Here is a 13,962-nt window from a genome sequence, read left to right as displayed (position 1 = left end):
CGAAGAGATTCAATTACTTGTTTTTAAATTTATTAATCGCGTTGCGAGTGAAATCTGACAACACAAGTTTTCCACTCATACCGGCACGTTCATCCAATAAGTTATCCCAGTGCTCGGTGCCTTCCCAGAATATCTTTTTCAGCAATTCCATAGCCTCGGGGTTAGAGGATGCGAGTTTATCCGTAAGCACCTGGATGGCCTCATCCATTTCTTCTACAGTTTCATACACTTCAGTGTAAAGTCCTTTTTCTTTGGCCCATTCTGCACTTTGCCATTCCGTGGCGTTTATGGCCATCTGCGACATTGCAGAAACACCAATTTTGCGCTCAACTGCTGGTCCAACTACAAATGGTCCAATTCCAATGGCCAATTCGCTCAACTTGACCGAAGCAAACTTGGTAGCCAGGCAATAGTCCACCGCACCAGCTAATCCTACACCGCCACCAACAGCTTTGCCTTGCACCCGACCGATTATTAATTTGGGACATTTTCTGGCTGCATTGATAACCTTTGCAAATCCGGAGAAGAATGTCTTGCCTGTTTCGAAATCCTCAATGGCTATCAATTCATCAAAGCTAGCACCGGCACAGAATGCACGATCACCTTCACTTTTAAGGACAACTACTTTCACTTCTTCATTGTTACCTGCACGGGTAATTGTTTCTGCCAATAGATTCAAAATTTCGCCGGGCAGGGAATTGCTTTGCGGATGAAAAAAGGTAATGGTTCCTATGCCTTTGTTGATATCGATATTTACGTTTCCGTTCATTTGTTTTTTTGTGTTAAGTCTGTGGTATTAGGTGTTTGGTTTTAGGCTTTGGTTTGAAGTTTGGATTTATTGTAGTTGATGAAGCCATTTAGAAGTTTTTTACATAATTCAATTTGAGCCTTCAAATTCACTTTATCATCTTCAGATATATAATTCAAATCTAAAGCGACAAACATTTGAGTTTCTAATTCGAATAAAGAACCTCGACTGATGTAGAAAAAATGAAGTTTATCTTTGGTTGTATTTCGTCCGCAACCTTCGGCAATATTGGAAGGTACTGAAACAGCAGCTCTTCTAATTTGATTTGTCAAACCGTATAATTCTTCTTTCGGGAATTCTTTTGATACCCCATAAATCTGTGATACAAGCTTTCTAGCTTCCATCCAAACTTCTAAATTCTCATACGTCAAAAAACCATTCATCATTTACCAAAAACTAAACACTTAAAACTGAAATCTCATTTAGGATTGATCTATTTTTCTAATCATGGTAAGAATAGTGGCGATGGCTATGGTTTCTCCTGTTTCGTCATAGACGTCTACCAAGAACTTCACAATTCCCTTAGCTATATCGTCTTTCTTTTCCTGATCTATTTTTTCTTTGACAGTCAAACGAACGCCAATGGTGGCACCCGCATAGACTGGCTTGGTAAATCTGCATTCTTCCAATCCATAGTTGAGAAGCACCGGGCCTTTCTTGGCTTGAACGAATAATCCGGCTGCGGCTGAAAGAATGAAGTAGCCATGCGCTACTCTTTGTTCAAAAATGGTACCGTCCAAGGAGGTTACATCAGTATGTGCATAAAAATGATCCCAGCTTACATTAGCGAAGTTGACAATATCTCCCTCGGTAACAGTCCGCTTTGCGGTTATGTAAGTTTCACCGACTTCTAGTTCCTCCCAGTGCTTGCTAAATGGGTGTGCAACATCTTCTTTATAGGCGCCACCATATTGGTAGACATTTGTAATCTCCGTGACAGTGGTAGGGTGGCCTTGCACTGCACATCGTTGCATATAATGCATCACCCCTCGTTTACCGCCCATTTCTTCTCCACCTCCAGCACGTCCGGGTCCACCATGGGTTAGCAATGGCATGGGCGATCCATGACCTGTGCTTTCTTTGGCAGAATCCTTGTTTAACGCCAATATTCTACCATGATAGGATGCGGCACCAAGAACATAGTGTTTGGCAATTTTGTCATCTGCGGTAACAATAGAAGAGCAAAGGGAGCCTAATCCTTTTTTGGAAATAGCAACTGCCTCGTCCAGATCTTTGTAAGGCAAGATAGTACTAACAGGTCCGAATGCTTCAACGGTATGTACTTCCTCGCTATTCATTGGGTCTTTGTTGAGCATCAAGGTAGGGGAGATGAAGGCCCCTTTGTTTTTGTCTGCTCCTACTACCTCAAAGTCGTCATTGCCATAGACTACTTCTGACGACTTTTTCAATTCTTCAATTTGTTTCCTAACGGTCTCGACTTGCGTTTGACTGATTAATGCTCCCATCCGTACTCCCTCGGCATCGGGGTCTCCAATTGTAGTTTGAGCCAGGGCTTTGCCTAGCGCTATTTGCACGTCTTCTACCAGCTTTTCAGGGACTATGATTCTCCTGATTGCTGTGCACTTCTGACCACATTTAACGGTAATTTCTTTTCTGACTTCTTTTATGAATAAATCAAACTCAGGGGTTCCAGGTGTAGCATCTTCACCAAGTACGGAAGAGTTGAGCGAATCGGCCTCCATGGTATATGGTACGGAATGCTCCACCAAATTTGGGTGTTGCTTAAGCATGCGACCTGTGGATGCTGAGCCTGTAAAGGTGACTACATCCTGCATACCTACGTGATCCAAAATACCTCTACCGGAACCAGCTATGAGTTGTAAAGCCCCATCAGGTAGAATCTTAGAATCAATAATTTCCTTGACCATCAATTCGGTTAAGAAACAGGTTTGTTCTGCTGGTTTTACTACTGCTGGCATTCCTGCGAGCCAGTTGACTGCCACTTTTTCGAGCATGCCCCAAATTGGAAAGTTGAAGGCATTGATGTGAACTGCCACTCCTTCTTTGGGCACCATAATGTGCTGACCAATAAAGCTGCCTCCTTTGGATAGGGGAGCGGTCTCACCGTCGATGTAATGGGCCTCATTGGGAAACTGTCTTCTGAGGCTGGCATAAGCAAAAAGATTACCGATACCACCTTCGATGTCAATCCATGAATCAACACGTGTCGCTCCAGTGGCCTTGCTCAGCTCATAAAACATCTCCTTTTTTGAATGGAGGTGCATGGCCAAAGCCTTGAGCATCAAACCTCTTTCCTGGAAGGTCATTTTACGAAGTGCTGGATTTCCTACCCTTCGGCCATATTCGAGTATGTCTTTAAAATCCAGGCCTTCTATAGAGTGAGTGAAAATAGGGTCGCCAGTAATGGCATGATGAAGTATCTGGCCATCGCCTGTTCCTGTGGTCCACTGTCCTTGGGTATAGTGTTGTATTTTTTGTGGGTTCATTGAGTTAATGATTCAGTTTTCAATGATTTAATGATTCAGTTTTCAATGATTTAACAATTTAATTTTCAATGAACTAGTGTTTGAGTCATCCCAACATCAATTGCATTAAAGTTTATCAAACCATTGATTCATTAAATCCTTATTTCATTGTTATTTTATTGTCTTCTTCCAGGTTTTAAAATTTACTATTTGTTCTGGTCGGTTTGCTTCAGGTTTAACCAGTGGTTCGCATTCGCGAAGCGTATCCATACATTCCTTGGGCAATTCCTGATAAAGTCTGGTACCATCTGTTTTCCAGGCAATCATTTCGTCAGATACCTCTTTAATAATTTTGGCAGGATTGCCTGCTACCAGGCTTCTCGCTGGAATTTGCATTTCTCCTTTTACAAAAGCGAGTGCCCCAACAATACATTCCCTTCCTATGACCACATTGTCCATCAAAACTGCATTCATTCCGATTAATGAGTTTTCACCGACCTCGGCACCATGAATGACGGCACCATGACCAATGTGTGCCCCTTTGCGAAGGTGAACAGTGGTGCCCGGGAACATGTGAATGGTGCAGTTCTCTTGTACGTTGCATCCGTCTTCGATTATGATCTTCCCCCAATCACCACGAATGGCTGCCGCGGGGCCGATGTACACATCTTTTCCAATGAATACATTGCCTGTCACAGATGCCTGTGGGTGCACAAATGCACTTGGGTCTATTACCGGTTTAAGTCCTTTAAATTCGTAGATCACTTCGTTTTAGTTTGCTGTCCATTATCCATCAATTGACTATCGACTTCTTTAGCAATTCATGTATTTCCAATTTCTTGTTTTACCCTCGGCAATCCATTCGATGGCCTGCGTCATTCTCTTATTTCTTGTTTCCTCTCGTTTCGCCTCCACCAACCATTCGATATAGTCTTTTCTTTGGGCATCGGTAAAGCTTTCAAATACATCCTTGGCTTTTTTGTTTTTATTCAAGGCTTCTATTAAGTAGTCCGGTGTTTCCAAGGTTTTTCTCTTCGGAAAATCAATTTTGATTCCTTGCTCATTTAATAAAACCGCTTGCTTTACATAGTCTTGAATCACCTTTACTTTCACTTCATCTATGGATTTGAAGTGGATCATGCGATTGCCCTTGTCCTCATCTTCGCTTTCAACAAATGCGTTATGTACATCTTCGATCAAAGCACCTTTAAAGAAGTTGAGGCCTACATGTGATTTGAAAGCCACGAACCAACAAACCAATCCCTCAAGGCTAAAGCAGGGAGCACGCCATTTCCAATCTTCTTGTATTCGATCATCAACGGCGTTGACAGTTTTTCGAATCAATTCGAGAACCGGTCTATGCTCACTTGATACAGTTGTCAAATAGGCATCAATTTTTTTACTTGCGTCAGGATTTACTGTTGGTTTTGCCATATTTATGTCCTTTCTAGTATAGCAGCGTAGCCTTGTCCCACTCCGATGCACATGGTTACGAGCGCATATCTTTTGTTGGTTAAATTCAATTCTAATGCCGCGGAATACGCAATTCTTGCACCGGTCATACCTAATGGATGGCCAATTGCAATAGCACCTCCATTTGGATTAATTCTAGGGTCATTATCCTCTAATCCCCATTCGCGAATGCAAGCCAGACTTTGAGCAGCAAATGCCTCGTTCAATTCGACTACATCCATATCAGCCATAGTCAAGCCTGCTTTTTCCAGTGCTTTGAGTGAGGCCTTGACAGGCCCAATACCCATAACCCTGGGCTCCACTCCGACTACCGCAGATGACACCACTCTGGCCATAGGCTTTAATTTGTGGTTTTTCACTGCATCTTCTGAGGCGATTAGTAAAGCGGCCGCCCCGTCATTTAAACCAGAAGCATTTCCTGCAGTTACCGAACCATCCTTTTTGAAGGCCGGACGTAGATTGGATAACGCTTCTAATGTCGTGTTACCTTTGATGAATTCGTCATTCGAAAATATAATCGGGTCCTTTTTCCTTTGAGGGATAGAAACCGAAACGATCTCTTTGGCCAAACGACCCGAAAGTTGGGCCTGATTTGCCTTTTGTTGCGAATGAAATGCAAATGCATCCTGGTCTTCACGGTTAATTTTGTGCTTTTCCACCAGATTCTCGGCAGTCATGCCCATAGAGTCTGTGCCGTACAATTCATCCATTTTAGGGTTAATAAATCTCCAACCAAAACTTGTATCGTACATTTTGGCATCTGTACCAAAAGGTTTAGCCGATTTTGATATCACCCAAGGGCCACGTGTCATGTTTTCAACACCGCCAGAAATGAATATTTCACCGTCACCTGCCTTGATTGCACGATTAGCATGGATGATGGAAGACAGTCCGGAAGAACAAAGCCTGTTCACAGTTTCTCCGGGCACTGAATAGGGGAGGCCTCCAAGTAACGCAGCCATGCGGGCTACGTTTCTATTGTCTTCACCTGCCTGATTGGCACATCCCAATATGCAATCATCAATAAGAGAAGGGTCTAATGACTCATTTCTCTGCATCAATTCTCTGATTACCGTGGCCGCCAAATCATCCGTTCTGACTTCTCCTAATGTTCCACCGAATCTTCCGATAGGGGTTCTTATTCCATCTATGATATAAGCTTCTTTCATTCAATTATATTCTGTTTTACAACGATGTTTTATGGTATTAAAAATTAGTCATTACTCGGGGTATTCCTATTTTGTTCTGGCCTTGCCGATTCACTCCACAAAGTGTCTTTTCTAAATACTGTTCCTTTAAAAAGCGCTACCACATCATTGTCCTGATTGGTAACTGTAATGGTATAAATTCCTAACCGATTGGAAAGATTATCTTCTTTTGCCACGGCAGTCAGCTGATCACCCTCTTTTACCGTTTTGGTATGAGAAATGGAGGTCTCTATGGATACTGCATGCCTGCCCTGTGAGTTTGACGCAAATGCAAATGCGCTATCAGCCAGAGAATAGGTAATTCCACCATGAGCAATACCAAACCCATTCAGCATGTTTCCATTCACTATCATGCTTATCTGTGCAAAACCCACATCAACCTTATCCAAAGTAATTCCGAGCCACTTACTGAAGGTGTCGTTGGAATACATTCGATTCACTATGTTTTCTGCTTCTGCCATTAATAGAATGTCTTTTTGTCTCGGACCATTCTTCTTAGCAATGGGCTGCACCTGTATCTATCTTCCAGGTATTCGTCATATAATTGATCCATTTGCTTCACGCAATTGTCAATTCCAATTTCATCTGCCCACATCAAAAGGCCCGCCGGATAATTTACACCTTTGGTCATGGCTAGATCAATATCTTCTTTGCTGGCAATGTTCCAGAAAAGTGCATCAGCAGCCTCATTGATAAGCATAACCAGTATTCGGTTGAATATTTCAGTTCCAAGTTTTTTGTCGAAGTTGGGTTCCGGTTTTGAGGCTCCTTCTGAATAATCGTAATAACCTTTGCCTGTTTTTCTACCCAAATATCCAGCTTCGGCTAATCGTTTTTGAGTAAATGAAGGTTTGTATCTGGGGTCGTAAAAGAACGATTTGAAGACGGTTTCTGTGACCGTATAGTTAATGTCATTGCCAATAAAATCCATGAGTGTAAATGGACCCATTCGGAAACCGCCAATCTCCGTCATGGCCCAGTCGATGGTGGCTACATCTGCAATTCCTTCTTCTAATATTCTCAATGCTTCTCCATAAAATGGTCTGGCTACCCGATTGACGATGAAACCCGGAGTATCCTTAGTAAGAACTGTGATCTTACCCCAACTGTCAATGGTTTTTCTGGCGTCAGAAAGGACATCGGGGTTGGTCTGGACTGCGGGGATGACTTCTACCAATGGCATTAACGGGGCAGGATTGAAAAAATGAATACCCAGTACTCTTTGTGCATGATCGCAAGCGCTGGCAATGGCAGATACGGACAATGAGGAAGTATTGGATGCTATTACACAACTTTTACTCACGACGGCCTCAAGTTCTCTGAATACTTGCTTTTTGATGTTCAAGTCTTCGATGATGGCCTCAATGATCAATTCACAAGGACTGAATTCTTCCAGATTGTTAGTGAATTTTATCCGATCTAAAACAGCCCCAGCCTCAGACTTAGTCAATTTGCCCTTCTCTACAAGTCTATTGAGGATTTTATTCAGGCTTTGTTGGGCCTTTTGCAACATGGGTTTGCTACTGTCGAGAAGTATTACTTCGTGACCTGCTGTAGCTGCCACTTGAGCTATGCCACTTCCCATTGATCCAGCACCTATTATTCCTACTACTTTCATTTTCCCTTAAACTCTGGTTTTCTTTTTTCCATAAATGCTTGCACACCTTCTTTATAATCGGCTGTTTTTCCAGCCATTGACTGATATTTTTCTTCCTGATCCAATTGATCGTTCAGATTATTGGTTATCCCGGCATTCAACAATTGTTTAGTATAGACCAAACCTTTTGTTGGCATTTTCGAAATGGTGCTAGCAATTTTCATAGAAGCTTCTTCAAACTCTTCAGTGTTGAATACCTTGTATAGCATACCTAGTTTTTCAGCATCCGAAGCTGAAACTTTATCTCCTAACATCATTAACGCGCTGGCCTTTTGAAATCCGATTAGCTTTGGCAAGAAGAAAGTACCGCCGCTGTCTGGGATCAACCCAATTTTGCTAAAGGCTTGAATGAATGAGGCCGATTCCACCGCTACAGTAATATCACAGGCCAAAGCGATATTGGCGCCAGCTCCAGCTGCTACTCCATTTACTGCACAAATCACCGGCTTTTCAATCTCTCGGATTCTTCTTACGATGGGGTTGTAATGCTCTGCCACTATCTTATCTATGAATGGAGCGTCAGAAGCTGTGACTTCTGCTAAGTCCTGACCAGCACAAAAGGCCTTACCATTTCCTGTGAGGTATATGGCTCTAACGTTTTCATCCTGAGCACATTGATCCAATAATTCCTGAAAGCCCAAGGACATTTCTCTGTTGAAACTGTTGAAAACTTCCGGTCGATTGAATCGGATGATAGCTATTCCATCATTGATTTCACACTGAAGAGTTTGGGTCATTGTTGTTTATTACTTTGGGTTTTAAATACATTTAAAATAATCGAACGGTTCCAGGCAGTCTTTGCACTTATAATGTGCTTTGCAGGCAGTGGATCCGAATTCACTAACCAATGCTGTGTTTTTTGAATGACATTTAGGGCATGGTACGGTTTCATCTTCCAGAAACAAAGCACGCTTAGATGTACTTCCTTGTGGAGGAGCAATGCCATATGCTCTTAGTTGTTCTCTTCCATGCGCTGTCAGCCAGTCTGTCGTCCATGCGGGTTGCAATACGGTTTTGACTTCAGCGTCCTTATAGCCCTCCTCGATTAAACAATTCTTGATATCCGATTCGATGGTATTCATCGCTGGACATCCTGAGTAAGTAGGGGTTATGGTTACAATTACGTGATCAGTAATTTCAACCTTTCTAACTACACCCATATCTACAACAGACAGTACAGGGATTTCCGGATCCATCACTGATCTTAATGAATCTAATATTTGATCGGTCGATATGGTTTTGGTACGGGTCATTTTACCATTCAGCGCCAGGGAAGGCCCTTTGTAGATGTTGCATTTCAGCCAAAATATATCCCAAATGCTCTGAGTGCATGCCGTTTTTTCCGCCAGTTTGATTCCAGCTAGAGCCGGGAATGCTCAAAGTAGCTTCTTGTAAATGAAAGGTTATTTCTTTCCTGACAGGTTCGGCAATTTTACCTAAATCAGCTCCGATACCTTGGGTTGACATGTTAGAGTCAAGTTCATCCGCAGTTATACATTCAAAGGCATAGGACCAGTAGTGATCTAGTGCTGCTTGCATTTTTTCATGACTTTCTTCTGTGCCATCTCCTAAACGCAGGATCCACTGGCCACTCCATCTTTTGTGATAAGTCACCTCTTTGATACTCTTTTGAGCAATAGAGGCAATGCTTTCATCTTTGCTAGCTGCGAGTTCATTCAATAAATGAAAATGAAAAACATCGAATAGATATTGTCTCAGGACGGTATATGCGAAGTCGTTATTGGGTTGTTCTACGAGTAGCAAATTTTTGTACTCTCTGTCACTTCTGAGAAAGGCCACTTCATCTTCAGATTTCTCATCTCCCGTTAAATCGGCAGCATACTGATAGTAGTTTCTAGCCTGGCCGATCAAATCAAGCGAAATGTTAGTCACGGCGATGTCCTGCTCAAGTACTGGCCCATGGCCGCACCATTCCGCCAATCGCTGACCAAGAATAAGGCAATTGTCTGCTAATCGCAGCACGTAGTTGTATATTTCTTTTTGTTCTGACATGCTACATGTTTTTTAGCTCATCTGGCAAGTTGTAAAAAGTAGGGTGGCGGTACACCTTGTTTTGAGCTGGTTCAAAAAGCTCTTCTCCCTGATCAGGATCAGAGGCAGTAATTTTACTTGATGGAACTGCCCAAATACTTACGCCTTCATTTCTTCTGGTATACACATCTCTGGCATTTTCAATTGCCATCTCAGCATCAGCAGCATGCAAACTGCCCACGTGTTTGTGATTGATGCCTGATTTACTTCTTATAAATATTTCCCAAAGGGGCCAATTTTTGTTGCTCATGATCTTTCTGGTTAATGTGCTATGCGGCTGATTTTTTCTTTCTTTTTTTAGCGTATGCCAACGCTGCTTCTCTTACCCACGCGCCTTCTTCATAGGCTTTCTTTCTAGTGGCCAATCTTTCTTTGTTGCATGGGCCATTACCTTTCACGACAGCCCAAAATTCTTCCCAATCGATAGGACCAAAATCATAATGGTCGGTTTTTTCATTCCATTTCAAATCCGGATCTGGGATAGAAATTCCCAGGATATCGGCTTGTGGAGCGGTAGCGTCTACGAACTTCTGACGCAGTTCGTCATTGGTAAAACGTTTGATCTTCCAACTCATTGATTGCGCTGTATGCGGCGAATCGGCATCATTGGGTCCAAACATCATAATGGAAGGCCACCACCATCGGTTTAAGGCGTCTTGTGCCATTTCTTTTTGTTCCGGCGTACCATTACATAGTTTAAGCATGATTTCGTAGCCTTGACGCTGATGAAAGCTCTCTTCCTTACAGACTCTGACCATAGCCCGAGCGTAGGGGCCATATGAACATCTGCAGAGCGGTACCTGATTCATAATCGCAGCACCATCAACCAACCAGCCAATAGCTCCCATATCCGCCCAGGTGAGTGTAGGGTAGTTGAATATGCTTGAGTATTTGGCTTTACCAGTATGTAACTGATCAATTAAATCATCACGTTCTACACCTAGTGTTTCACAGGCGCTATAAAGATAGAGACCATGTCCGGCTTCATCCTGAACCTTAGCCAGGGCGGCAACTTTTCGTCTTAGCGAAGGGGCGCGGGTTAGCCAATTGCCTTCTGGCAGCATGCCGACTATCTCTGAATGGGCATGTTGAGAAATCTGCCTGATTAATGTTTTGCGATAGTCTTCGGGCATCCAGTCCTTGGGCTCGATTTTTTCGTCAGCATCAATTTTGCGCTGAAATTCTTTTTCTAAATCTATCGTGTTCATGTTATGGGCCTTTCTATAAATTTACTTAATATCCTATCTATAGTCAATGTTCTAATTTTCGTCAAAACTCAATACCACCTTATCTGTTTTGGGGTGTGCCTGACAACTTAAGACATATCCTCGGTCTATTTCATCTTGTTCCAGTGCATAGTTAACTGCCATATCTACCTCACCCTCGATTAGCTTGGCTTTACATGTGCAACACACACCTCCTTTGCATGCATAGGGAAGGTCAGCACCTTTTTTAGCAGCGGCATCTAGTAATGAATCATTACTGTTGTAATCAAAATCCATTTTCACACCGTCGATCTGAATGGTGACTTTGCATTTTACTTTTTCGTAGGTCTCTTTCTTTTGTCCTGCAGCTGTTCCTAGTTTGCCGACAGGGCTGGTAAAAAGTTCGATATGTACTTTGGACTCATCAACTTTCAATTCTAACAAAGCGGCTTGTATACCAAGCATCATTGGTTCAGGGCCGCAAATAAAAAATTCATCAATTGAATCCAGATCAATAATTGATTTTGAGAAGGCTGTGACTTTTTCTTTGTCTACAAATCCTTCAAACAACGGAAATTCTGTATGTTCTTCACTAAATACATGAAAAATGTTGAGTCTCTCCATGTAAGTATTTTTGAGTCCCTCAATTTCTTCTTTGAATACAATCGAATCTGTTCCGCGATTGGCATAGATTAAAGTGAACTCACTTTGAGGTTCGGTATCCATTACGGACTTCAAAATAGAGATGATCGGAGTGATCCCACTGCCTCCGGCAAAACCTACATAAGTCTTAGTTTGCTCAGCGTTCAGTTCTGTATTGAAACTACCTGATGGGGGCATGACTTCAAGTTCTTCGCCCGCCTTTAGTTGCTCATTGGCATAGGTTGAAAAGGCACCACCTTCTACTTTTTTCACTGCCACTTTCAACCTACCTTCTTTAGGGCTGGTGCATATGGAGTAAGATCTTCGAACGTCCTCTCCGTTAATCATTTTCTTGAGTGTAACATGCTGTCCCTGCTTGTAGTTGAATAGGTCTTTATTTTCTTCAGGGATATCGAACTCCAGAGACACACAGTCATCTGTTTCTTTAATGAGTTTCGATATTTTTAAAGGGTAAAAATGATGCATCTTAATTTTGGATAATGTTGTTAGACTCAATGAAGGACTTAAAGTTGCCTTGCTCAATAAGTTCAAGAATATTTTCTGTCTCGGCCAACCGATCGAGAATGAGATCTTGTTGATTGCCAATCCTTACCGCTTCACTATATGGCGTGTTGGTGAATGAAACCATCGAATACTGGGGAATAAATTTTCCAGGAAAGGTTTCGTATAGTGCCCTTTCAATTTTCTTTCTTTTTAGAAACCATTCCTGACCTACTAAATCTCGCATTTCTATGAAATTTTTTAAGGCGAGATCTGCAATAGCATCAGCATCAGGCTTTCTGGTAGCTTGAAACTCGAGAAACAGTGAATTCCAGTCTTCTCCATGCTTTGTCATCAATTCATCTAAAATTGACACATCTTCGAATCCAGCATTCATACCCTGTCCATAGAACGGTACGATAGCATGTGAAGCGTCACCAATCAGTGCCACTTTATCTTCATAGGTCCAGGGAAAGCACCTTACAATGACCAAGGGCGAGGTTGGATTCTCATTGAACAATTCAATGAGGTTAGGAATCAGCTTGAGTGCATCCGGAAACTTATCCTCAAAGAACCTTCTAATTTCAGTCTCAGAATTGAGCTGTTCAAATGAGTTTCCTCCTTCGTAGGGTAGAAATAGCGTACATGTGAAGCTGCCATCAGGATTTGGTAAGGCAATCAACATGTGACTCCCTCTGGGCCAAATGTGTAGTGCGTGCTTATCCATTTGGAACTGACCATCATTCGAGTCAATACTTAATTCTTTATAGTCATGACTGATATATTCTTGCGAAAAATTGAAGTGCTTTAATTTTTGCATGACTGATCTTACGGCTGAAAAGGCGCCGTCAGTCCCAAAAATCAAATCAGTTGTAACCTCTTTATGATCTCCGTTTGAAATTTCAAAAGTGGCTGAAGGAGTGTCAAGATCAAGATCTAAACATTTATGATTAAAATGAAAATTGACATTGTCAAATTGATCCGCATGATCAATAAGGATTTGATTGAGTCCGGCTCTTGAAATTGAGTAGATGGCTTCGCCTTCTTTGCCATAAGGTTGGAAGGTTAGTGATTCGTTGATGCCGTGCATCATTCTACCATTCATAGCAATTGCTGCCTCACGCACCTTATCACCAGCACCTACCAGATCAAGTGCTTTCCATCCTCTGGTAGAGCAGGCCATATTAATAGATTTACCGGCAGAGATATCAGCTTTTCGGATGTCTGGGCGTCGCTCGAATATATCTACGCTATGACCACGCTTACCGAGTAATGCTGCAAGCAACGAACCCACCAACCCTGCGCCAACGATGGTAACTTTTTTACTCATGATTTCTGTATTCCATTCATTAGCAATCCGATAATCGTATTTTTCACAGACTCAACTTCCATATCTCTGTTGGCATGGTACCAGTGCTGAAGCCATCGGATGGAGGAGAGCATGGTATACAAAGCAATCTTGGGGTCCATGTCAACCAAAGTGCCATCAGAAATCCCTTGTTCTATTATTGTAATAAAATGATTTTCGTAGGTTCTTCTTTTTTCCAGAAACTCGCTCCGTTCTGGCTCAGTCAGGTGACGCCATTCATCATTCATCACGCTCGCCAAAGGAGAGCTCATGGCATTGATTTCTACATGCAGGAATAAGAGATCCTTGATTTTGTTTATTGATGAATCATCTGTAGAGATGATAATATTCATCTTGGTGGTATAGGTCTCGGCCAGCGAAAAACAAATTTTGGAAAGAATTTGTTCTTTCGAGGTTATGTGGTTGTACAGACTAGCTGCTTCCACACCTACTTTCGCGGCGATATCACGCATTGTAGTAGCTGAATACCCTTTTTCTCTAAAAAGGGTGGCAGCCTCCTCAATGATGATCTGCTTTTTACTCTTTTTTGCTTCAGTTTTTGCCATCTCCTTTCAAAACTAACAAATGTTAGTTAATATGAAAAAGAAATTGAAACTATAA

Annotated in this window: 16 protein-coding genes; all 16 read right to left on the bottom strand. The window is 42.1% G+C overall.

Features of this window, described 5'->3' with window-relative positions; all coding sequences use genetic code 11:
- Positions 1–13: 13 nt before the first annotated feature.
- The 16 genes from ABJD64_RS11715 to ABJD64_RS11640 all read right to left on the bottom strand — a co-directional run bounded on the left by ABJD64_RS11715 (position 14) and on the right by ABJD64_RS11640 (position 13,907).
- Positions 14–769, bottom strand: coding sequence for an enoyl-CoA hydratase/isomerase family protein (locus ABJD64_RS11715; protein WP_348178944.1), 756 nt, complete (start codon positions 767–769; stop codon positions 14–16).
- A 41-nt stretch (positions 770–810) separates the two neighbouring features.
- Entirely contained in the window at positions 811–1,194 is a 384-nt protein-coding gene (locus tag ABJD64_RS11710; protein WP_348178942.1) for a four helix bundle protein, read from the bottom strand.
- Positions 1,195–1,230: 36 nt separating this feature from the next.
- On the bottom strand, positions 1,231–3,276 hold the full coding sequence (gene paaZ, locus ABJD64_RS11705; protein ID WP_348178940.1) for a phenylacetic acid degradation bifunctional protein PaaZ: 2,046 nt from the start codon (positions 3,274–3,276) through the stop codon (positions 1,231–1,233).
- Between the two features lie 150 nt (positions 3,277–3,426).
- Positions 3,427–4,020 (bottom strand): transferase hexapeptide repeat family protein, encoded by a 594-nt coding sequence (locus ABJD64_RS11700; RefSeq protein WP_348178938.1) that lies wholly within the window; start codon positions 4,018–4,020, stop codon positions 3,427–3,429.
- A gap of 48 nt (positions 4,021–4,068) precedes the next feature.
- Positions 4,069–4,689 carry a YdeI/OmpD-associated family protein gene (locus tag ABJD64_RS11695; protein ID WP_348178936.1) on the bottom strand — a complete coding sequence of 207 codons (621 nt, stop codon included), beginning with the start codon at positions 4,687–4,689 and terminating at the stop codon, positions 4,069–4,071.
- A gap of 2 nt (positions 4,690–4,691) precedes the next feature.
- Positions 4,692–5,897, bottom strand: coding sequence for a 3-oxoadipyl-CoA thiolase (gene pcaF / locus ABJD64_RS11690; protein WP_348178934.1), 1,206 nt, complete (start codon positions 5,895–5,897; stop codon positions 4,692–4,694).
- A 44-nt stretch (positions 5,898–5,941) separates the two neighbouring features.
- Positions 5,942–6,397: a hydroxyphenylacetyl-CoA thioesterase PaaI gene (paaI, locus tag ABJD64_RS11685; protein WP_348178932.1), complete on the bottom strand. Its 456-nt coding sequence runs from the start codon at positions 6,395–6,397 to the stop codon at positions 5,942–5,944.
- A complete protein-coding gene (locus tag ABJD64_RS11680) occupies positions 6,397–7,554 on the bottom strand; it encodes a 3-hydroxyacyl-CoA dehydrogenase NAD-binding domain-containing protein (RefSeq protein WP_348178930.1) in 1,158 nt (385 codons plus the stop codon). Before ABJD64_RS11680 ends, paaI begins: the two co-directional genes overlap by 1 nt.
- On the bottom strand, positions 7,551–8,330 hold the full coding sequence (locus tag ABJD64_RS11675) for an enoyl-CoA hydratase-related protein (RefSeq protein ID WP_348178928.1): 780 nt from the start codon (positions 8,328–8,330) through the stop codon (positions 7,551–7,553). The genes ABJD64_RS11680 and ABJD64_RS11675 overlap by 4 nt, the downstream gene beginning before the upstream one ends.
- Positions 8,331–8,351: 21 nt before the next feature.
- Positions 8,352–8,846, bottom strand: a complete 495-nt coding sequence (paaD, locus tag ABJD64_RS11670; protein ID WP_348178926.1) for a 1,2-phenylacetyl-CoA epoxidase subunit PaaD — start codon at positions 8,844–8,846, stop codon at positions 8,352–8,354.
- Between the two features lies 1 nt (position 8,847).
- On the bottom strand, positions 8,848–9,606 hold the full coding sequence (gene paaC, locus ABJD64_RS11665; RefSeq protein WP_348178924.1) for a 1,2-phenylacetyl-CoA epoxidase subunit PaaC: 759 nt from the start codon (positions 9,604–9,606) through the stop codon (positions 8,848–8,850).
- A gap of 1 nt (position 9,607) precedes the next feature.
- Positions 9,608–9,895 (bottom strand): 1,2-phenylacetyl-CoA epoxidase subunit PaaB, encoded by a 288-nt coding sequence (gene paaB / locus ABJD64_RS11660; RefSeq protein WP_348178922.1) that lies wholly within the window; start codon positions 9,893–9,895, stop codon positions 9,608–9,610.
- 19 nt (positions 9,896–9,914) lie between these two features.
- The gene (gene paaA, locus ABJD64_RS11655) at positions 9,915–10,853 is read right to left on the bottom strand and encodes a 1,2-phenylacetyl-CoA epoxidase subunit PaaA (RefSeq protein WP_348178920.1); all 939 of its coding nucleotides are present in this window, start codon (positions 10,851–10,853) and stop codon (positions 9,915–9,917) included.
- Between the two features lie 51 nt (positions 10,854–10,904).
- Positions 10,905–11,978, bottom strand: coding sequence for a 1,2-phenylacetyl-CoA epoxidase subunit PaaE (paaE, locus tag ABJD64_RS11650; protein WP_348178918.1), 1,074 nt, complete (start codon positions 11,976–11,978; stop codon positions 10,905–10,907).
- A gap of 1 nt (position 11,979) precedes the next feature.
- Positions 11,980–13,323, bottom strand: a complete 1,344-nt coding sequence (locus tag ABJD64_RS11645) for an NAD(P)/FAD-dependent oxidoreductase (protein WP_348178916.1) — start codon at positions 13,321–13,323, stop codon at positions 11,980–11,982.
- Positions 13,320–13,907 carry a TetR/AcrR family transcriptional regulator gene (locus ABJD64_RS11640; protein ID WP_348178914.1) on the bottom strand — a complete coding sequence of 196 codons (588 nt, stop codon included), beginning with the start codon at positions 13,905–13,907 and terminating at the stop codon, positions 13,320–13,322. The genes ABJD64_RS11645 and ABJD64_RS11640 overlap by 4 nt, the downstream gene beginning before the upstream one ends.
- Between the last annotated feature and the right edge of the window lie 55 nt (positions 13,908–13,962).

The organism is Reichenbachiella sp., assembly GCF_039944555.1.
Lineage (GTDB): Bacteria > Bacteroidota > Bacteroidia > Cytophagales > Cyclobacteriaceae > Reichenbachiella.
The sequence above is the reverse complement of the archived record's forward strand: the minus strand, read 5'-3'. Positions and strand labels throughout refer to the sequence as shown.

Bases quoted from the DNA above. Each gene is read 5' to 3' on its own strand.
- ABJD64_RS11675 (WP_348178928.1), bottom strand. From the start codon at position 8,330: ATGACCCAAACTCTTCAGTGTGAAATCAATGATGGAATAGCTATCATC.
- paaI (WP_348178932.1), bottom strand. From the start codon at position 6,397: ATGGCAGAAGCAGAAAACATAGTGAATCGAATGTATTCCAACGACACC.
- paaB (WP_348178922.1), bottom strand. From the start codon at position 9,895: ATGAGCAACAAAAATTGGCCCCTTTGGGAAATATTTATAAGAAGTAAA.
- ABJD64_RS11680 (WP_348178930.1), bottom strand. From the start codon at position 7,554: ATGAAAGTAGTAGGAATAATAGGTGCTGGATCAATGGGAAGTGGCATA.
- paaA (WP_348178920.1), bottom strand. From the start codon at position 10,853: ATGAACACGATAGATTTAGAAAAAGAATTTCAGCGCAAAATTGATGCT.
- ABJD64_RS11695 (WP_348178936.1), bottom strand. From the start codon at position 4,689: ATGGCAAAACCAACAGTAAATCCTGACGCAAGTAAAAAAATTGATGCC.
- ABJD64_RS11640 (WP_348178914.1), bottom strand. From the start codon at position 13,907: ATGGCAAAAACTGAAGCAAAAAAGAGTAAAAAGCAGATCATCATTGAG.
- ABJD64_RS11645 (WP_348178916.1), bottom strand. From the start codon at position 13,323: ATGAGTAAAAAAGTTACCATCGTTGGCGCAGGGTTGGTGGGTTCGTTG.
- ABJD64_RS11715 (WP_348178944.1), bottom strand. From the start codon at position 769: ATGAACGGAAACGTAAATATCGATATCAACAAAGGCATAGGAACCATT.
- paaE (WP_348178918.1), bottom strand. From the start codon at position 11,978: ATGCATCATTTTTACCCTTTAAAAATATCGAAACTCATTAAAGAAACA.
- paaZ (WP_348178940.1), bottom strand. From the start codon at position 3,276: ATGAACCCACAAAAAATACAACACTATACCCAAGGACAGTGGACCACA.
- pcaF (WP_348178934.1), bottom strand. From the start codon at position 5,897: ATGAAAGAAGCTTATATCATAGATGGAATAAGAACCCCTATCGGAAGA.
- ABJD64_RS11710 (WP_348178942.1), bottom strand. From the start codon at position 1,194: ATGATGAATGGTTTTTTGACGTATGAGAATTTAGAAGTTTGGATGGAA.
- paaC (WP_348178924.1), bottom strand. From the start codon at position 9,606: ATGTCAGAACAAAAAGAAATATACAACTACGTGCTGCGATTAGCAGAC.
- paaD (WP_348178926.1), bottom strand. From the start codon at position 8,846: ATGACCCGTACCAAAACCATATCGACCGATCAAATATTAGATTCATTA.